Below are 20,333 nucleotides of genomic sequence, written 5' to 3'. Positions count from 1 at the left end.
TTGCATTCAAGGATAGCTTTTTCGGCCCAAAGCTATACCAGCTGTGAAACCAAAAGGAGTGAGTTATGATAGCCCCAGAGGTCCAATTACTAATTAAAGAAAAGGCCGATACGGCCAGAAATCAAGCGATAGGTGCACTTGCATTTGTAGTTTTGATTGTCACTCTACTGACCAGCCTTGGCATATATCAGTTCGTAGTCGAACATACCGAAGACAGCGTTAAAAAAGCATTAAAAGAGCAGACTATTGCCAAGATCATTGAACGACTCAAAACAAGCGATCAAGAAGCTCTTAAGATTGTTGAAAAGCTACGTAAAAAGGAGCAAGAGCTAAGCAGCTACATTGGCAGTATCCATATCGACCTTGAAGATATTCAAGTATCTAGTTGGCAAAGCAAGTTTGAGTTACATCAAACATATCTATGCCCTGACGATCGCGTCATGGTCGGCCTTGATTTTAAACATGAACACGGACAAAACCTTACATACCAAGAACAATACCGAGCACACTGCGCTAAGCTCATTGTTACTACAAAGTAAGGTATTTTGTAGTTAGTCGTCAGTTAAACTGAGTAATTTCCAAGCCTAATATATATGTGCCATCTTGCTCTTGAGCACAACGCACTACGTTGGCGTGAGCATTCAATGGCGGGATAGCTGTGCTGGACGAGTTAATGTGTACTTCCATCATGGTATTCGGTTCAACAGGCTCACTGACCTCTATCGACAACCCAGTTGCACTTAGGTCATGGCATTTACCTTCAAACGTCAAGCCCGTTTCTAATATTGTCAATCTGGCCTTTGCATTAACCATCATACGCATGAATCTGCGCTTATCCTCGTGCAACATCGCTGTCCCCTTATACCATGGATTTTAGTTTTTCTAATAAGGATTGGATGGCAAAAGGTTTTATCACGTAAGCATCGCAGCCGGCTTCGTAGCCCGCTTGTTGCTCTTGTTCTGACTCTAAGCCTGATACCATCACAACGGGAATATCTTTCGTTTCTGGAGTATTTTTCAACATACGACACGTGTCATACCCGTCAAGGCCAGGCATACATACGTCAAGCAAAATTGCATCAGGCTTATGAGCTATCGCGTTGGATAAACAACTCTTTCCTGAGTCTGCATAACTAAGCTTAAACGCATCAGATAAAGCCATACTGAGCATTTCATAGTTAAAATATTCATCATCAACCACAAGTACATGCGGTGTGTTATTCCCTTTTTTGCGAGTGGACATAGTTGATGTCACTTCCTTTTCAAAATCCAAAAACTTTTCCTTCTAATAAGGTAATTGGCTCAGAGTAAATTGCAAGCTAATTAAGCAATTATTCGCAGTCTCTCAGTGCGTTCATCACCCGCTTGGCGGAGATGGGATAAGGCGTACCGAGTGTTTGCGCAAACAGTGAAACTCTAAGCTCCTGCTGCATCCAAAAAATGCTCTGTATATTATCAGGCAAAGGATGTCCTTTTGGAATACGTGCGACCACTTTCTGATACGCCTGTGCAACCTTTTCCAGTTCAAGTACACATAAACGATCACGATTTGGATCAACTGGTAGCTTTTCTAGTCGTTTTTCTATCGCTTTCATATAGCGTAACAAATCAGGCAGCTTAGCTGCGCCATGTTCACTTACGAAGCCTTTGAAAACCAGCGCCTCTAGCTGTGACTTGACATCGCCATGAGCTGTTATCATGGTTAAATCTACCCTGCCTTTCATACGCTTATTAATAGCATGTGCGATACTTAATACTTGTTCAACTTGTGTAGCAATTTGCACCACCGTATCACCGAGTTCACCACGAATACGCTCCTTTGCTTGCTCAAAACTATGCTCGTCTCGAATATCAGCGTCTTTGACTAGTAGCAAGTCAACGCCTGCGGCAATACAGTCGTCTATCAGGTCTTGTACTTTTCCAAATGGGTTAAAATACAAGCCTAGCTTGGCTTTGTTTGGTAAATGTTGTTGCAAGTATTTGATAGGCGAAGGCACATTGAGTAACACCAGTCGGCGTATCCCTTTTTGGTGCGCAGCTGAAGCTTTAATAGGACTATCAAATAACTCGATTGCCGTGGTCGCCTTTTTGTCTACTAACGCGGGGAACGCCTTAATTTCGTAGTTACCTTGTTTTTTAGTATATTCTTTGGGTAGCTCACCAAATTGCCACTGGGTAATTTCTTGGCGTTCAATGCCTGCTTCTGCGACTTGAGAAAGCGTATCCGATACACGGCCTTGCAATTTGTCTTTCAAAGCTTGTAAATCAAACCCATGGGCAATGACCTTGCCATCATCCCCCATCACTTGAAATTGTATTTTTAAATGCGGTTCCAGAACGTTTAGATCCCAGTCCTCAGGTTCAACTTTTACCCCAGTCATACGTAAAAGTCGCATTGCCAAGGCATCAAGCAATGCCCCTTGCATTGGCTCTACCGCTGCGAGCACCGCGTCCGCATAGTTTGGAGCTGGCACAAAATTACGACGCAGATTCTTGGGCAAACTTTTAATCAAACCACAGATTAACTCATGTCTAAAGGCAGGCACATGCCAGTCAAATCCCTGCTCATCAACTTGGTTTAACAATGCTAAGGGTATATTGACCATTACGCCATCTACGGCTTGCCCTGGCTCAAAGTGATACTCTAGCGGCAACATTAGGTTGCCTTGATGCCATACGTCTGGATAATCATACTCGGTGATTTGCTGCGCATCGTGTTGCATCAGCTGCTCACGACTCATATGCAAAAAGCGTTTATCTTTTTGCTTTTGACTTTTCCACCAATGATTGAAACCAGCGCGCGTGCAAACATCCTTCGGAATACGTTGATCATAAAACTCAAATAAGGTTTGCTCATCGACGAGAATATCGCGGCGGCGTGCCTTTTGTTCCAGTACATGAATGTCATCAATTAAAGACTGATTATGCTGTAAAAAAGCTTCGTTTTGACCGAGCTGCTGCGCCACCAGCGCCTCTTTGATGAACAACTCACGACACAATACAGGCTCAATTTGACTATACACGGTGCGCTTACGCGCAACGATGATCAATCCAAACAGCGTTTGCTGTTCAAAAGCAATGATACAACCTGGTTTCTTCTCCCAGTGTGGTTCGCTAAAACTACGCTTAACCACATGCTGCGCCAAAGGCGCTATCCAATTAACATCAATCTTGGCATTGACCCTTGCATATAGCTTACTCGTTTCAACCAGTTCTGCCGACATTAGCCATTTCGGGCTTTTCTTAAATAAACTAGAGCCTGGGAATATATGAAACTGACTGTTGCGCGCACCTTTGTAATGTTGTTTTTCATCTTTAGCACCAATGTGGCTGAGCATGCCACTGAGTAAGGCTTGGTGCACATTATCCAAATCAGCTGGGCTGTCGCTCAATTGCATGTTCATTTCTTCGCAGATGGTGCTCAGCTGGTAAACGATGTCTTGCCATTCACGAATGCGCATGTAGGCAAGAAAGTCTTTCTGACATAGTTTACGAAACTGCGCGCGCGTGAGTGCTTCTTGTTGCTGCTCGATGTAGTACCATAAGTTTAAAAATGCCACAAAGTCTGAGTCTGGATGTTCAAACCGTGCATGCTTTTCATCCGCCGCTCCGCGTTTTTCCTGTGGCCTTTCTCGAGGATCCTGGATAGACAGCGCAGCAACTATGACGATAACTTCACGTAATGCGCCCAATTTGTCTGCAGTAAATACCATCTTCGCTAAACGAGGGTCAATGGGGAGACGACTGAGCGTGCGTCCAGATTGGGTTAATTTGGTACTTTGACGACGCTTGCTCGGGTGCACCGCCTCAAGCTCTTCAAGCAAAGCAATGCCGTCATTTATATTGCGGCTGTCAGGCGCTTGTACAAAAGGAAATTGGGTGATATCACCCAGTCCCAAGCCTAACATTTGCAAAATAACTGAGGCTAAGTTGGTACGCAAGATCTCTGGGTCTGTAAACTCTGGCCTAGAAAGAAAGTCCTCTTCAGAGTACAGTCGAATACAGATACCCGCTTCAACACGACCACATCGACCTTTTCTTTGATTTGCACTGGCCTGAGAAATCGCCTCAATGGGTAATCTCTGTACCTTTGTTCGATAACTATAGCGACTAATTCTGGCAGTGCCTGGGTCAATAACATATCTGATACCGGGCACAGTAAGTGATGTTTCTGCCACATTGGTAGACAAAACAATACGACGCTGACTATGTGGTGCGAAGATACGATTTTGCTCAGCATTTGATAAACGTGCATACAAAGGCAATACTTCTACCCCCTTGAGATTGCGCTTATCGAGTGCCTCTGCTGTATCTCTAATTTCCCGTTCACCATTCATAAAAATGAGAATGTCACCAGGGCCTTCTGCACATAGCTCGTCAACTGCATCAAAAATGCCCTGTAGCTGATCACTCTGCGCTTCGCTATCATCAGACGCTGTATCGAGAATTGGTCTATATCTCACTTCAACAGGATACGTTCGGCCCGATACTTCGATGATAGGTGCATTGTTGAAATGCTTAGAAAAACGCTCAGGGTCGATGGTTGCCGATGTGATGATCACTTTCAGATCTGGACGTTTAGGCAACAGGTTCTTTAAGTAACCCAGAATAAAGTCAATGTTCAGACTACGTTCGTGTGCCTCATCAATAATGATAGTATCATATTGATTCAAATAACGATCTTGTTGTATTTCTGCAAGTAAAATACCATCCGTCATCAGCTTAACGTAGGTATTGTCTGACACTTGGTCGCTAAAACGGATTTTAAAGCCAACCTGCTGACCTAACTCACATTCAAGTTCTTCTGCAATACGATTGGCAACACTTCTCGCTGCTAACCTTCTTGGTTGCGTATGGCCGATATAGCCATCAACGCCTCTACCTAGTTCCAAACATATTTTAGGTAACTGTGTGGTTTTGCCTGAGCCTGTTTCACCGGCAACAATCACCACCTGATGTTGTTCAATTGCGGCTTTGATTTCGTCTTTTTTCTGGCTAACCGGAAGCAACTCTGGGTAGCTAACTTTAGGAAGTCGCTCTGTGCGTTGCACTTTTAGCGATTGACTTTTTAAAATCGCTTCTTCAATGGATGCAACCACTTTGCTTTGCTTGTTTGCATCTGTGATTTTATTCGCACCATGCAAACGCTTTTTAAGGAGAAACTGATCTTTCTTGAGACAAGACTTGAGCTCAGCAAACAGTGGTCCTACACTCACTACACATTACCTATCATCGTAAATTGAAGAGCGCGTAGTGTATCAAAAACCAATCTCTGAGCCTATGCTCTAGCGGTAATATTCTATCGAGGAGCATACAAACGCTTTGGCTTACTTATCTGGATAAAGCCCCAAGAAGAAAGGGCAGGTTCGAAAAGACGCGCCCATATCTGCCAACGCTATCTATCGCAGCCTCAGTCACTCCATAGATGGCCAGCACATGTTGATTCTTGAATGCCCAAACGGCATGAGCCAAGGGATCAACTGACTCTTGACACTGCACACATGACAGCGTGATTGACCAAACGTTGGTATGGTCCCTGCCCATCTTCAATTACAATACCAATAAATACTCCAGCCGCGATCTGCACAGGTTCGTTGGCAGGCACAGACAAAGCAACAGAAGTAACCCAACCAAAAAACGCTAAAATGGGTTTTGATTTTGACCTTATTTGACAATCGCCGCATGACGCGCTCGTAATTTCATAGGCCCAACGGTTTGGGTATAACAGCTAAGGATGTTCAACAAAATAATTCGCTTATCCTAACTAACTCCTATTTAATAGTTTTATGATAGTTGTATGTATGAGAAAAATACTGTGTAGATCAAACGCTCAAATATAGCAGGCTACCTTTGAGCGCCTTTTATGCACAAACGAAAGTAAAAGAGATAGGAACTCGTTCTATTTTTGTTATTTACAATAATTTTTAAACGTACCTATGCCCAGACAGATACGTATCGTGAAGGTGTTTGTCGAGTGCTAACAGTACATTGGCGCGACTGATTACACCGAGTAGACGTCCTTCATCATCAATGACAGGGTACAATTTGGGCTTATTAATTGTCATTTTATCGGCTATTTGTACAATGCTGTCTTCAGGCTTTACACACACGGGATTCGCCGTCATTACATCTCCTACCACGCTGTGAGACTCATTTTGATAGGTTGCTTCGAGCATTTTTCTAAGGCAGTCTTGTTCCGATAGAAAACCCACTACTCGCTTGTTTGAGTCAATCACCGGCCCGCCTGGCTGTCCACTTTGTAGCAGCTTCTCAACTGCTAATTCAACTCTCATTTCTACAGAAAAGGTGACGGGGCGATGATTTAAATAGTCAGCCACTTTTATTGATTGCATAATTATTTGCTCCATATGAAAACGCCAGCATTTTAACTATAGCTGGCGTGCATGGAATTGCCTGTTTTTCAATCCTTTTTAAAGATCCCCACATAGGTTGGCTGAACGTGTGACTTGCTCGCACGATACATGCCTTTCGTGTTAAATGGCATGCTGATATTTCCTTTACTATCAACAATGATGACACCGCCAGTACCACCGATAGGCGCAAGCACATTGTGAATAACATCATTGCCTGCATCTGAAATTGATTGTTCTTGATACTGTACACGCGCACAAATATCACTGGCGACACTGTAACGAATAAAGTACTCGCCGTGACCCGTTGCCGATACAGCGCAAGAGCGATTATCAGCAAATGTACCCGCGCCGATTACTGGAGAATCTCCAATACGTCCAAAACGCTTCGCCGTCATTCCTCCAGTTGAGGTTCCTGCTGCCAAGTTACCTTGTTTATCTAATGCAACAGCGCCAACAGTCCCCATCTTATACTCTTCGGGCAAGCCACGATGTGCGGCTTGGTAAGACGAACTCTGCTTTTGGGCAGCATCAAGCTTTTGTTTTGCTTTATTTAGCGCTTCGAGACGGTGCGGGGTATCAAAATAACTGTTTTCTACAAACGTAAAGCCTTGCTGCTTGGCAAATTGTTCCGCCCCTTGCCCACTGAGCATCACATGTACAGAGTCAGTCATCACTTTTCGGGCTAAGTTTATTGGATTTTTAATATGCTTAACGCCTGCTACTGCCCCTGCTTGTCGGTCTCTTCCATCCATAATGGAGGCATCTAATTCATGTTGTTCATCATAGGTATACACTGCCCCCTTTCCAGCATTAAAAAACTCTGAATCCTCCAATATATTTATCGCGGCAGTGATAGCATCGAGGCTTTCTCCTCCCGCTTCTAGGACCGCGTAGCCTGCTTCAACCGCTTCTTTAAGTTTGGCTCTGTATGCCTCCTCTTGCTGTGCATTAAAACGGCTTTTGTCTATGGTTCCTGCGCCGCCATGTATGGCGATAGCAATCGGCTTAGTTTGTGCCAAAGCTTGGCTACTCGTACCTAACAAAAGCCCACACATTGCGATCAATATAGGTCTATTTCTCATTATTTTTCTCCACCATAAAAACCCAACATGCAGCGCACAAACGTCACTTGCAATTAAACGCGATTAACTGCACTCGATTTGATGTCGACAGGCATAAAAAAAGCACCCTTAGGTGCTTTTTCTACGATATCACTTACTAAATGATTATGCTTGCTTTGCTTTTAAACGCGCTAAACGTGCAACTTGGTGTGTTGACGTTAAGAATGCAAAGATTGGTGCTAAGTAGCCACGCTTGCGCAGCTCTAGGTACTCTTCATCGCTCAATTCGTTTAGTTTACGCTCATCGATAAGGTAAATACCGTTGATGTCTTTCTTCTCGCCTTTGATTTCCACTGTTAATGTTTGTGGGATCAAAAGTTCTTTGTCAGCAAGGTATTGAGTGAAAGTCTCAGTAACACGAGAAAACTCGATAAAGTTTACTAACGCTTCTTTACGACGTGTTAGGTACTCAGTCTCTTTACCATCTTCGAACAATGCATTACCTTGCTCTTCACCAACGAGTGAGCTTGCTTCGTCGATAACAATACCGAACTGTTCGCCATCTGGATGCTTAACCAAACCAAACGGGTAACGAGTAACCGCTAATGGTGCAAAACCTGCTGTCCACTTGCCATCTTCAACAAATAAGTTCTCACCAGGTTCTAAACCGAACATAGCAACAGCTTGAAATTTGTCAGTTTCGTTATTTTTTACAAACGCCATTGGGAATTCAGTTGCAACGCGTGCGAACTCGTGTGCAACGACTGGGATTAAGTGCTGTGATTTAAGAAACTCAACATTGATGCCATTTTGTACTTTAGTGTTGGCATGTTTCTCGTTGTGTAAAGGCTGCACTTGTTGCTCCGCCATAATACTACTCCATTCATTTACGTAATTATTACTTTTGTGGCCCTAAGGCTAAAGGTTTTAGGCACAAATTGGAAGTGAAAACTCACATATAATTGGCCCTGCTTTTGTAAACCTAAAACAACTTTTCAGCGCCCAACACACAACTACTTATATAACAGCTCATTATGTTAAAGCCGCGTGTCTTTGGGTATACGAAGTCAAAATACCATTGAGGCAATTTATCTGATAGCCACCACTTTGGTATCGTCGCTGTGACACAATTTATTCACCATGTATCTTTTGATAAGCCGTTTTCAATGATTCAAGCCATTGACGATGATTTAGTAACTGCATTTTTGCGCTATTAATCATCTGAGTATTTTGCGCCAATAACTGTTCACTCATTTGCTTTTCTGTATCAGAGAGTTCTTTTAATTCAGTTTTGAACTCCATGCCATATAGGACATACAAAAAATTCTTGTGATCAAACAAATCAAAACGGCTGAAAAAATCAGATTGAGTTGGCACTCGAAATTTAAACTTGTCTAAGCGTTGTTTAAGCTCTGCAGAGCTCGCCAGCATATCTCTATTTTCTTGCCAAAAGTCAGAGTCTATTCTATCTGAAATACAATAATGCAGCTTGATGAAGTCGGTTGTTCTTTCCCACACATACCTCATCACATCGTTGAAATATGTGCTCATCGCGTTACTTTCTTCAATAGTTTTAGGAAAGTTTTTAGCGAGCAATTCGCCACAAAAGTCCGTCAATAAGATGGATGTTGCTTCTAAAGGCTCAACAAACCCTTGTGCTAAACCAAATGATACACAGTTTTTGTGCCAACACTGCTCTCTAAAACCTACTTTCATATCCAGCTTGCGCACGCTCAGTTCTGCTACTGGAATATTTAGATAATCCGCGTAACTGGCTTTTGCCTCATCCTCGCTCATATATTTGCTCGCATATACAAACCCAGTGCCGCGGCGAGTTGTCAAAGGTATGTCCCATATCCACCCAGCTTTATGTGCGGTTGCGGTGGTATACGGTGGCAACTGCTCATCTTTCTCAAGGGGAATTTGCTTGACTAATGCAGTGTCTACCAACAGTTCGTCGCTTTTATCCACAAAGGGAATTTTAAGCGCTTTGTCAGTCAGTAATGCCCTAAAGCCACTACAATCTAAATAAAAATCAAACTCCAGTTGCTCACCTTGCTCATCAATAAGGCTCACTATATTTCCATGTTCGTCACATGTCGCGTCAACTATTGTGGCAAATTGATGCTTTACGGAAAATTTTTCTTTCGCATTACAAGCCAATAAGGCTGCAAATTTTGCAGCATCAAAGTGATATGCATACGCCAGACTCCCCTGATACTCAGTGTCGCTTTTCCTTTTTGGTGCTAACCCAAGTTCACAGATTCGCGCCTGAATACCCACATTTTCAAATTTGATCTGCTTACTGAGTAAATAGTTTGTTATGTCATAACCTTGCGCGAAGGGCTCATCAAATGGGTGGTAATAATAGTTGGCACCATGTACATCAGGATTTAGCCAATCAACAAACTTAATTCCCTGCTTAAACGTTGCGTCGCACTTAACAAGAAACTCAGCCTCGGAGATACCAAAGCGCTTAAGGCTATTTTGAATGTAAGGTACGGTCCCTTCGCCGACACCAATTGAGTCAATCGTCGCAGATTCAATAACTGTGATTTGGATATCACCATGATGACTCAGAGCGTGACCTATGTGATTGGCGCACAACCAACCCGCTGTGCCACCCCCAAGGATTGCAATACGTTTAATTTTCATATTCTTACCCACAAAAAAGCCCAGCTACGCTGGGCTTTTACAGTTCACTTACTGAATTAGTAACGGAAGCTAACACCTAGCTTATAAGTCGTTTCACCACGGAAAGACCAAGTAGGGAAGTTGTCTTTTAATGCCGCCTTAACGTCACTGTTCACGCCAGCTGCACCGTATTGAACATCATCTTCCTCGGTAAGGTTAACGATTTCTAGTGTTGCTGTGATGTTCTCCGTTGCGTTCCAACCAAGTGTAACATCTAAAGTACCAAAGTCATCATGCATACGGTTCCCGTAGTAGTAGCCATATTCACGGATCATGTACTCTGAACGCCAGTTGTATGCAGCACGAGCTGAAAACTCGTCATTTTCCCAGTAACCAACCAAGTTAGCACTGTGCTTTGACGACTCGGTAAACAAGCTCAAGTTATCTGTGTAAACTTCCGCAGGTGCTGCTGCGTCTGTATATGTATAGTTAGCATTTACACCAAAGCCATTATCAAACGCGTGGTTGATCTGAAATTCAATACCTTCGATTTCACCGCCGCCTGCGTTTTTATAGTTATTCACAGTCCATGTATCAGCTGGCTCAGGAATATCGTTGTTAATAACACCAATCTGTTGATCAAACTGTGTTGTGGCAACGATAAAGTTACTGATGTCTTTGATGAAGTAAGTTGCTGAAACTAAGTTACCATCGCCATAGTAATATTCTAGGCTCAAGTCGGCTTGTGACGACTTCATCGGTTTTAGTGCTGGGTTACCGTATGTGATCTGCTCGTTGAAGTCACGGTCATCAGGGTAACCACTTGAGCTAGATAGGAATAATGTATCGTAGTTTGGACGCGTAATCGCTTGGCCCGCTGAGAAACGTAAGATCATGTCAGGAGAAAGGTCAAACGACACGTTAACACTTGGTAATACGTCGCTATACTCACCTTCTACAGATTTAACTGCACTGCTCCAACCTGCGTTTACCGCTAGATTATCAGCAGGGGTGTTATCAATAACGTGGCCGCTTGAAGTCACATCAGTACTGATGTAGCGAACACCGAAGTTACCGCGAATACCATCTGAATCAAAACCGAACATGGCATATGCTGAGAAGTTATCTTCTTCAATCTTACCATATGCTGGACGGCTATATACGAACTCATCAACTAATGAAATTGTGCTGTTGATCATAGCATCTAAGTTTGCTTTAGGAATTGTCCAACCGTCATAACCTAGCGGCATAGTTCCACTGTATAGGTCTTCCGTGTTGAAAACGTTTCTATCAGCAACATCATCAACATATACTGCGCGATACTCTGACTTTACAAATTCATGATCAGTAACACGTATACCCGCTTCAAACTTGTTGATTGCACCCAAGTCTAAATCTAAATCAAGGTCGATTTGAGCATAAGTTTCTTCGTCTGAGTTAGGACCTTTAATACCTGTCCACGTAGATGTGCCAACCGTGCTATCTAATTGATCACGTGTGAAGCCCATATCACGGCCATTTACTTTGATCTGTTTACCTTGTGCGTCAACGGTACCAGCCCACTTCACTTCATGGAACTTATCACCCCACCAGCCATAACCGAAGTTTGCACTCATTTGAGTACCACCTTCAGCTTTCGTGTTACCCGCAACTGCGCTGATCACGTAACCATCACCTTCGTACTTCGCGTTTAGTTCGAAAGTATCTGAAGTCATCTCACCTTTACGTGCCCAGTTTTGGAAGAAGATACGAGATGCTTGCTCTTCAGGAGTAACACTTAATGTACATACACCTGCGCCATTGAATTTTTGACAGAACGAATCACCTTCACCCCAGTCTGTGTCGGTATTGATGTACATGTTTGCACCAATACTGTCAGCACCTAGTTCCAAGGTCATAACATGCGCGCCAACTTCAAAGCGATCGTTAGGACGATATTGCAATGTTGCATCAATTGCTGTGCGCTCTTGGTCTTGTAAGAAGCTTGAAGGCTGAATTGAAGAACGTAAACCCCAGTCTAAGTCAGCTTCTGTACCTTGGCGTAAATACTCACGGTCTACATACGCACCGGACACCAAGATACCAAATGTTTCATCTTCATTCTTCCAGCTATAAAGTGCTGAAAGATCTGGTGCAACATTTTCGTTCAATGAACCATATTCACCTTTTGCAGACGCGAAAATTGTATTTGCTTCCAAATCTAATGGCTTGCGAGTTTTAACGATAACCGTACCGCCAATACCGCCTTCAACAATATTCGCTTGCGTTGATTTGTACACTTCCATACCGCCGATAAGTTCAGCTGGAAGCATTGAGTAGTTGAATGAGCGGTCGATGTTCAGCTGATCATACCAACCTGTTGAAGCAACGTTTTGGCCATTTAGCGTTGTCAATGTCATGCGAGGATCAGTACCACGAATAGACACAGAACCACCTTGACCAAATGAACGACCAACGGTGATACCAGGTACACGACCTAAAGCTTGACCTACATCTGAGTCAGGAAATTTACCGATATCTTCTGCAGTTACCGCATCAACAACGGCATTTGAAAAACGCTTTGCATTGATGTTGGCTTTATTTGAGGCACGAAGACCGCGCACTTCAATAACTTCAACGTCTTCTTTTACTTGGTTTTCATCAGCAGCATAAGCCATGCCTGATACGCTTGCACTTAGTACAAGTCCGACATTAACTGCTAGTAAGCTCTTTTTAAAATTATTAGCTAACACAGGATTCCCCTTGAATCATTTTGTTGGATTTTTTATCACTTCTGCCCAGTGATGATGACAACGCTGTCATCTAATAACAAACCATACACCGTAAATTACAAATCCGCTACATCTTTTTTGCCGAATTAATCAAAAAATATTCAACAATAAATTTAAGTGGCTGATTTAAAATAATATTAATTTATCTTTGTTATGCTTTGTTACAAATTCTGGATAGAATATAGCATGAAAAAGTATATTTTAGGGACAAAAATATTTCTTTTAGACTGGATCATAATCTTTTCGTAGCTTTTTATAACTATGAAGAATAGTTGAGTTTGCGCAACGAAACTTTGGCAGAAGTGTTCAAGGGTAACAACACGCAATAATGACAACGCTGTCATTATAATTTTTCATGCCTTAAATGTCTAGGCCGATCTCCCAGAAAAGCACGATTCTCACCGACTTTTCGGTGGTTAATTCTAGTTGTAGGATGCGGAACGTATTTGGGATAAGCTGATGAGATGTTAAATGTTGATTTGCAATTCAAAATAGCAAGGCATTGTATATCAATGCCTTGGATGATTTATTTTACTGATTTTAAGCTCAAGGGCACCAGAAAACTGTAAGGTTAATATCTGAATGATTTAGAACTGCTCGTAGCGGAATATCTAACTCTGAACCTGGTTGCTTAGCAAGCTCATACATGGCTCGCTTTTCGTCCCCGCTGATCAGTAAAACTGCCTGTTGAGAGTTAGCAATTCCATTTAAAGTCAAAGTCATACGCTCAGTGATGCTACCTGTAACTTCACTTTGTTTAGCGTTGATAGCACACACCGTATCGCTTGTGTTTAGACCATGCTCCAGCCCATCAGCGTGTGGAAACAAAGACGCAGTGTGACCATCAGGACCCATGCCTAAAATAGTTACATCTGCCTTACCAAGTGCGCGGTAAGCTTGTTCACACTCCGCCTGGCCTGCTTGCGCCGTTGTAGCAGAATTTTTCATGGTGACAAAATTAGCTTTTGCCCCATACTCTTGTAACAACGTCGACTTGATAAACGCTTCGTTAGATTTTTCGTGACTGGCGTCAACCCAACGTTCATCGACCATAGCCACAGAAATCTTATCCCATGCAAGAGGGAGCTGCGACAAGTGCCGATAAGCTGGTGCAGGAGAAGAGCCACCCGACACCATAAGAACAGCATTACCTTTTTGCTCAATTCCTGCCACAAGGCCAGCTTCGAGTAAGCTCGCCAAAGCATTGCTAAGTTCTTCTTTTGATTCAAAGAATCGTTCTGTTATTTGCGCCATTAAACTTGCTCTCCAACATTGAACCAGGTGTGATTGTTTTCTTGCAACAACTCATCTGCGTCTTCAGGTCCCCAAGAACCCGCACGATAAAGTGCCGGAGTCCCTTTACTTTGCCAACGTTCAATAATCGGGTCAATCCATTGCCAAGCCTGACGAACTTCATCACGGTGAATAAATAAAGCTGGATTGTTCGCCGCTGCATCTAGCATTAAGCGTTTATACGCGTCTGAGTGGAAGCTTGAACCATACTGTTCACTAAGCTCAATATTCAGTGTAACCGGTTGCAATTCCATGTTCAGATTATCCATACGCTTAGACATCAACGTAAGTTGAATTGTCTCTTCAGGTTGCAAGCGAATAACAAGGCGGTTCGGTTGAATTGGTCCAACAGACTCGTCATACACATTATGCGACACAGGTTTATATTCAACGACAATTTCCGCACAACGCTTTTTCATACGTTTACCTGTTCTTAGGTAAAATGGTACGCCAGCCCAACGCCAGTTATCGATATGGGCACGAATCGCTACGTAAGTTTCTGTTTTACTTGACCCCTCACCTAGCTCTTCCAAGTAACCTGGCACTAGCTTACCACTGAGCTCACCCGGTACGTATTGGCCACGTACGATATTGTTATCTACTTGCTCATCAACAAGCGGACGAAGCGCCTCAAGTACTTTCAACTTTTCGGCACGAATACTGTTTGCGTTTAGCTTGTGTGGAGATTCCATCGCGACTAAACATAGCAACTGTAGCAAGTGATTTTGCACCATGTCTCGCAGTGCGCCCGCTTTGTCATAAAAACCAGCTCTAGATTCTAGCCCAACGGTTTCTGAGATACTAATTTGAATATTATCAATCGACTTGGCGTCCCATAAGTTCTCAAATAGTGCATTAGAGAACCTTAACGCCATTAAATTTTGTACGGTTTCTTTACCTAAGTAATGGTCAATACGGAAAATCTGTTCTTCGGCAAAGTATTGTGCAATCTTGCCGTTTATTTCTTCCGCTGACTCGCCACAATAACCAATAGGCTTTTCAACCACCACTCGAGATGTTGCGGTAATCAACTTTTTCTTTGACAAAATTTCACAGCAAGTGCCATACACCGCAGGCGGAAGTGACAAATAGAAAACTCGAGATTTATCTTCAGCATCTTGCTGTAAAATCACGCGTAGTTCATCCCAGTGTCCATCAGGCTCGGTAACATTAATAACGACTGGTACTAAGTACTGTGAAAACGCTTTCCAGTCACGGTTATTAAACTCCCCTTCGCCTAGGAATGACTTAAGAGCCTGTTGTGCCGTTTCGATATATTCTTGTTTTTTACTTTCTTCTCGAACAGTCGGCAAAATACGAGAGCCTTCAGGTAGGTTACCTTCTTGATATGCGCGATACATTGCAGGCAATAACTTGCGTAGTGCTAGATCTCCGCCCCCACCAAAAATTACAATATCAAAAGGATTAAGCATAAATTACTCTCTACAAGGTTAAGCGCAGCAAAACAGTCCTGTTCACTGTCTGCGCATTTATTGTTAATGTCCGGTCATGCCATCTTCCTAGCCTACCAGAACATCCGCTTTTTAGCGGTAATGAATTCGATTGTAACAGTTCAAATGCTATGTCAGGCGGCAATCATTTAAGCTAACTAAATTACCTCATCAGAAGTGGCTGATGAAGAAATGCTCAGCCTGATAAATGAGCCTTAGGGGCACTGTAATTCCTCTCACAAAAATACAGGCCCTAAGAACTCCAGCGCTACCCGTTCAAAGGTATATTTTTCACATTAAGTGAACTGGTTGCTTTCATAGTGAAAGCGAATTTATTTCAATTATCTATTGTTTTTATAATATGCTATCAAACCAGCTGTCGAACTATCGTGAGGGTTACTTACCCCTTCTTTTGTCAACTCAGCCTCAATAGCCGAAGCTAAACCTTTTCCAAGCTCCACACCCCATTGGTCGAATGAGCAAATCTGTAACAGTATGCCCTGACAGAAGATTTTATGTTCGTACAATGCTATAAGACGACCTATAGCTTTAGCATCTACTACATCTAGCAATATTGATGTCGTTGGCCTATTGCCCTGATGTATCTTATGAGCAAGTAATTGCTCAATCTCTTGCTCAGATTTACCTTTGGCAGCTAAATCAGCACGAACTTGCTGTTCATCCACACCTGCCATCATGGCTTCTGTTTGGGCAAAAAAGTTTGACAATAAAATATCGTGGTGCTGACCAACTTCTACCTGCGGCTTAAGTGATGCGATAAAGTCCGCTGGTACTATCGTGTTGCCTTGGTGCAAATACTGATAAAAAGCATGTTGACCATTAATTCCGGTCATTCCCCAGATCAACGGGACTGTTGTATATGGCACAGTCTCACCAGCGAAGGTAACATGTTTGCCGTTACTCTCCATTTCGCCTTGTTGTAAATACGCAGGTAGCATATGTAGCGCTTGATCATAAGGTAAAATCGCCTGTGCGGTATACCCTAAAAAACTTGTATTCCATACACTTAACATAGCCATGATCAGCGGAATGTTTTTATCGAAAGAAGCGTGTTTGAAGTGTTCATCAACCTCAAATGCACCTTCTAGCACTTCGAGGAATCGCTCAAAGCCTACATACAAAGCAATTGGCAAGCCAATCGCGCTCCACAGCGAGAAACGACCGCCAACCCAATCCCACATGGTAAACACGTTTTCATCCGCAATCCCGAATTCACGGGTCTTTTCAAGGTTCGTACTCACTGCGACAAAGTGCTTTGCAATTGCTTCTTGACTCTGCGCATGGCGCAAAAACCACTTCACTGCCGAGCGTGCGTTGGTCATTGTCTCTGAGGTAGTAAACGTTTTTGAGGAAATTACAAACATCGTTGTTTCTGGGTTTAAGTTATTTAACACCCCAGCTAACTGTACACCATCTACGTTTGAAACATAGTGTACGTTAAGCGTATCATCAGCATAATTTTTCAACGCCTCGGTAACCATTTGAGGACCTAGATTAGATCCCCCCACGCCAATGGCAACAACGTCTTTTACTGACTTTTTCGTATACCCTAACCATTGGCCACCACGCACTTTCTCAGTAAATGCCTTCATTTTCGCCAACTCAGCGTTAACCAAAGGCATGACATCTTCACCTTCGACCATAACTGGTGAATTGGATCTATTTCTAAGTGCCACATGTAACACTGCTCGCTGCTCTGTGAAGTTTATTTTTTCTCCACTGAACATTTTACTGCGCCAGGTTGCTATATCAGTCTGTTCTGCTAGCGAAATAAGTTGAGAAAATACCTCTTCATCAATAAGTTGCTTTGAGTAATCGTATAAAACACCAGGAATTTGAGATGAAAACTTGGCAAAACGCGCCTGATCTTGTGCAAACAAGGTTTTTAAATGCTGTTGCTTTAATTTTGTTGCTGACTGCTCTAAAGCTTTCCAACTACTCAATTCGCTGCGGCAACCCATACTTATTCCCCTACATACAAAACAAACTCATCGACTAGCTTAAAATGCTGTTTCGACAAGCAAAAGATTATCTTCAGCGTTTACAATATGCCAGAATGACAACGCTGTCAATTATCTAATTTCCAATTCTACAATGTGGATAATAACGCAATTTTACATTTTTGACACCGGTATCATTCATTTATTTGTTATATTTGTACTGCTATTTTTGTTTTAGATTAGATAGACTAAGCTACTCACATGATCATTTAATGAATTTTGAGCGAACTACAATGCTCTCGTACATAAAAGAACAAGAAAATGAAAGTCACCATCAATGATGTCGCTAAGTTAGCCGGTGTTTCAATGAAGACCGTCTCACGGGTGATCAATAAAGAACCTTCGGTTCGTAAAAAAACCTATGATTTAGTAATGAGTGCAGTTAATGAGTTGAACTATCAACCAAATATTGCTGCACGAAATCTGGCTGGCACTTCCTCATTTGCTATCGGGCTCGTGTACGACAACCCCAACGCATATTATGTGATAGACATGCAAAATGGTGTGCTCTCTCGTTGTAAAGATGAAGGCTATGAATTGGTCATTCATCCTTGTAGCTACCATGACGATAATATGCAGGACGAATTCAAGACGATGATCAAACGCTCTCGTCTTGCTGGCCTTGTACTTACCCCACCTCTATCAGAGCAACAAAGTATTATTGATTTGCTTGACGAGTTAGGCGTACAGTATGTGCGACTACTTTCTGGTCGTGAAAGTGATATTTTGGAGCGCAACAACTGCATTTTAGTGAATGACTTCGCCGCGGCATATGAGATCACCGAACACTTGATTTCGTTGGGGCACAAACGTATTGCTTTCGTACTGGGCGACAAGGAGCATAAATCGACGTCAGAACGACTGGCTGGATATCATCAAGCTTTGAAAGATTATAATATTGAACCTTGCAAAGATCTTTTATATGAAGGGAGCTATTCATTCGAATCAGGTGTAAATGGCGCTAAAGAGCTGTTAAAAGATGGCAACCCCAAGATGATCACAGCCATTTTAGGTGGTAACGATGAAGTCGCAGCTGGCGCATTGTTTGCGGCTAGGCTGATGAATATTGATATCCCATCAGAGCTTTCGATCACAGGGTTCGAAGACTCCCCCTTCTCCCGTCAAACTTGGCCAAAGCTAACCACTGCACATCAGGCCAATGATGTAATTTCTGAACATGCTGCAAGACTGTTGTTTAGCAAAGCAAGGGGCTCAAGAAAGCAAGACAAAGATATCAAAACTACTTTTACACCAAATATAGTGATACGAGAAAGTACCGGACCTGCTAAATTGTAAAAGGCACTATATAGTGCCTTTTCCTTCTTGATGTGAACCGTCACGCTCGTTTGACCAAGCGTTAGCCAGTGCTTTGACCAATGAAGCAAGTGGGATAGCAAAAAATACACCCCAAAACCCCCACAATCCGCCAAAGAATAGCACTGCGACAATAATATACACGGGATTAAGGTCAACAGCTTCAGAAAAGAGTAATGGTACCAAAACGTTCCCATCCAAAGCTTGTATGATGCCATAGACAATAATCACGGTCCAAAACTGTGCCTCAACGCCAAATTGGAACATAGCAACGGCTGCAACAGGAATTGTAACCAAAGCAGCACCTACAAATGGAATAAGCACAGACAAACCAACCAGCGCGCCCAATAAGGCAGAATAGCGCAAATCTAATATTGAAAAAGCAATAAAACTTGCACCGCCAACAATCCCAATTTCAAACACTTTGCCACGAATATAGTTCATAATTTGATGGTCCATCTCAGACCATACTTGGCTAATTAAACGTCTTTCTCTTGGTATCAAGCTTTCAATTCCGCTCATCAGGACCACTTTATCCTTGAGCATAAAGAACACTAGCAAAGGTACAAGAATAAGGTAAATAAGCCACGCCACTGCGTCTTTTAAAGACGTTAAAGATACCGACACCAACATTTGTCCCAGCTCAAAAGCTTTTGCCTCAACACCTATCACTAAAGTACGTACTTGCTCCTGTGAGATAAGCGCAGGGTAATCTTCAGGCAGATGTAACAAAAACGCCTTACCTTGCTCAATCATATGTGGGCTTTCTTGTAGTAAGTTGCTCAGTTGATGCCAAAGCACTGGAACGATGCCGAGCAACATAGCAAGGCACAGTCCAACAAATAGTAAAATAACCAATGTGGTTGCCAGCACCCTATTGGGCACCATACGCTGTAACCTTGTGACTGGCCAGTCTAACAAATACGCAATTACCAGAGCGACAAGCACTGGCACAACGAAAGGTCCAAAAAAATATAGTACGGCAACAGATGCTATCAACAACAACAGTAGCGTAACGGAATGAGGATCGGAAAATTTATTTTTGTACCAAGCTTTTACTAACTCAAACATGGTTAATGCTAACCTCTATGGATGGCTGAGCACCGTTATAGTGCACGTATAAATATTGATGTTGCTTTAAGTAACGAACTATATCATTAATATCTTGTTCCTGATGATAATAAAATTGAACTATAGAGTCTGTTTGTTGTGCTTGGCGTAAATGCCATTTAAACTGTACAAACAATTGAGGACACTGATATGCGGATAGGTCCACCTTTACTAGAGTCTTCGCGCCCACCTTTTAAACTCCCTACTGGATCCCGTCCATTGCTACAAACCCATATGTTAGCACTAAGCTAAATCAACTTAAAAGCCTTATACTATGGCCTGACATCAAACAATGGTTTATTCT

Annotated in this window: 14 protein-coding genes; 2 read left to right on the top strand and 12 right to left on the bottom strand. The window is 42.6% G+C overall.

Features of this window, described 5'->3' with window-relative positions; all coding sequences use genetic code 11:
• The first annotated feature begins 65 nt into the window (after positions 1 to 65).
• Entirely contained in the window at positions 66 to 539 is a 474-nt protein-coding gene (locus BET10_RS17130; RefSeq protein ID WP_070986808.1) for a hypothetical protein, read from the top strand.
• A 19-nt stretch (positions 540 to 558) separates the two neighbouring features.
• On the opposite strand, the gene BET10_RS17125 is transcribed toward BET10_RS17130, so the two are convergent.
• From BET10_RS17125 to pgi, 11 genes are all read right to left on the bottom strand, one after another.
• Positions 559 to 849: a PilZ domain-containing protein gene (locus BET10_RS17125; RefSeq protein WP_070986807.1), complete on the bottom strand. Its 291-nt coding sequence runs from the start codon at positions 847 to 849 to the stop codon at positions 559 to 561.
• A 10-nt stretch (positions 850 to 859) separates the two neighbouring features.
• The gene (locus BET10_RS17120; RefSeq protein WP_070986943.1) at positions 860 to 1,243 is read right to left on the bottom strand and encodes a response regulator; all 384 of its coding nucleotides are present in this window, start codon (positions 1,241 to 1,243) and stop codon (positions 860 to 862) included.
• 88 nt (positions 1,244 to 1,331) lie between these two features.
• Entirely contained in the window at positions 1,332 to 5,216 is a 3,885-nt protein-coding gene (gene hrpA / locus BET10_RS17115) for an ATP-dependent RNA helicase HrpA (RefSeq protein WP_070986806.1), read from the bottom strand.
• A 708-nt stretch (positions 5,217 to 5,924) separates the two neighbouring features.
• Positions 5,925 to 6,353: a CBS domain-containing protein gene (locus BET10_RS17110; RefSeq protein WP_070986805.1), complete on the bottom strand. Its 429-nt coding sequence runs from the start codon at positions 6,351 to 6,353 to the stop codon at positions 5,925 to 5,927.
• Positions 6,354 to 6,421: 68 nt separating this feature from the next.
• Entirely contained in the window at positions 6,422 to 7,429 is a 1,008-nt protein-coding gene (locus BET10_RS17105; protein ID WP_420820130.1) for an isoaspartyl peptidase/L-asparaginase family protein, read from the bottom strand.
• 171 nt (positions 7,430 to 7,600) lie between these two features.
• Positions 7,601 to 8,305, bottom strand: a complete 705-nt coding sequence (locus BET10_RS17100) for a SapC family protein (protein ID WP_070986803.1) — start codon at positions 8,303 to 8,305, stop codon at positions 7,601 to 7,603.
• Between the two features lie 261 nt (positions 8,306 to 8,566).
• Complete coding sequence (locus tag BET10_RS17095) at positions 8,567 to 10,090, bottom strand: tryptophan halogenase family protein (protein WP_070986802.1); 1,524 nt, start codon at positions 10,088 to 10,090, stop codon at positions 8,567 to 8,569.
• A 56-nt stretch (positions 10,091 to 10,146) separates the two neighbouring features.
• Positions 10,147 to 12,801 (bottom strand): TonB-dependent receptor, encoded by a 2,655-nt coding sequence (locus tag BET10_RS17090; protein ID WP_070986801.1) that lies wholly within the window; start codon positions 12,799 to 12,801, stop codon positions 10,147 to 10,149.
• Between the two features lie 585 nt (positions 12,802 to 13,386).
• The gene (gene pgl / locus BET10_RS17085) at positions 13,387 to 14,094 is read right to left on the bottom strand and encodes a 6-phosphogluconolactonase (protein WP_070986800.1); all 708 of its coding nucleotides are present in this window, start codon (positions 14,092 to 14,094) and stop codon (positions 13,387 to 13,389) included.
• Positions 14,094 to 15,566: a glucose-6-phosphate dehydrogenase gene (gene zwf, locus BET10_RS17080; protein WP_070986799.1), complete on the bottom strand. Its 1,473-nt coding sequence runs from the start codon at positions 15,564 to 15,566 to the stop codon at positions 14,094 to 14,096. Before zwf ends, pgl begins: the two co-directional genes overlap by 1 nt.
• Positions 15,567 to 15,925: 359 nt before the next feature.
• Positions 15,926 to 17,566 (bottom strand): glucose-6-phosphate isomerase, encoded by a 1,641-nt coding sequence (pgi, locus tag BET10_RS17075; protein WP_070986798.1) that lies wholly within the window; start codon positions 17,564 to 17,566, stop codon positions 15,926 to 15,928.
• A 300-nt stretch (positions 17,567 to 17,866) separates the two neighbouring features.
• Here pgi and BET10_RS17070 point away from each other — a divergent pair, with 300 nt between their 5' ends.
• Positions 17,867 to 18,901 (top strand): LacI family DNA-binding transcriptional regulator, encoded by a 1,035-nt coding sequence (locus BET10_RS17070; RefSeq protein WP_070986797.1) that lies wholly within the window; start codon positions 17,867 to 17,869, stop codon positions 18,899 to 18,901.
• Positions 18,902 to 18,907: 6 nt separating this feature from the next.
• On the opposite strand, the gene BET10_RS17065 is transcribed toward BET10_RS17070, so the two are convergent.
• Positions 18,908 to 19,990, bottom strand: coding sequence for an AI-2E family transporter (locus BET10_RS17065; protein ID WP_070986796.1), 1,083 nt, complete (start codon positions 19,988 to 19,990; stop codon positions 18,908 to 18,910).
• Positions 19,991 to 20,333 lie beyond the last annotated feature (343 nt).

It is taken from the genome of Pseudoalteromonas amylolytica (assembly GCF_001854605.1).
In the GTDB taxonomy this organism is placed as follows: domain Bacteria; phylum Pseudomonadota; class Gammaproteobacteria; order Enterobacterales; family Alteromonadaceae; genus Pseudoalteromonas; species Pseudoalteromonas amylolytica.
Note: the sequence above shows the minus strand (reverse complement) of the source record. Positions and strands in the feature narration are given on the sequence as shown.

Coding starts and splice junctions, on each gene's coding strand:
- BET10_RS17130 (WP_070986808.1), top strand. CDS start 66: ATGATAGCCCCAGAGGTCCAATTACTAATTAAAGAAAAGGCCGATACG.
- BET10_RS17125 (WP_070986807.1), bottom strand. CDS start 849: ATGTTGCACGAGGATAAGCGCAGATTCATGCGTATGATGGTTAATGCA.
- BET10_RS17120 (WP_070986943.1), bottom strand. CDS start 1,243: ATGTCCACTCGCAAAAAAGGGAATAACACACCGCATGTACTTGTGGTT.
- BET10_RS17110 (WP_070986805.1), bottom strand. CDS start 6,353: ATGCAATCAATAAAAGTGGCTGACTATTTAAATCATCGCCCCGTCACC.
- BET10_RS17105 (WP_420820130.1), bottom strand. CDS start 7,429: ATGTGTGGGCTTTTGTTAGGTACGAGTAGCCAAGCTTTGGCACAAACT.
- BET10_RS17100 (WP_070986803.1), bottom strand. CDS start 8,305: ATGGCGGAGCAACAAGTGCAGCCTTTACACAACGAGAAACATGCCAAC.
- BET10_RS17095 (WP_070986802.1), bottom strand. CDS start 10,090: ATGAAAATTAAACGTATTGCAATCCTTGGGGGTGGCACAGCGGGTTGG.
- pgl (WP_070986800.1), bottom strand. CDS start 14,094: ATGGCGCAAATAACAGAACGATTCTTTGAATCAAAAGAAGAACTTAGC.
- zwf (WP_070986799.1), bottom strand. CDS start 15,566: ATGCTTAATCCTTTTGATATTGTAATTTTTGGTGGGGGCGGAGATCTA.
- pgi (WP_070986798.1), bottom strand. CDS start 17,566: ATGGGTTGCCGCAGCGAATTGAGTAGTTGGAAAGCTTTAGAGCAGTCA.
- BET10_RS17070 (WP_070986797.1), top strand. CDS start 17,867: ATGAAAGTCACCATCAATGATGTCGCTAAGTTAGCCGGTGTTTCAATG.
- BET10_RS17065 (WP_070986796.1), bottom strand. CDS start 19,990: ATGTTTGAGTTAGTAAAAGCTTGGTACAAAAATAAATTTTCCGATCCT.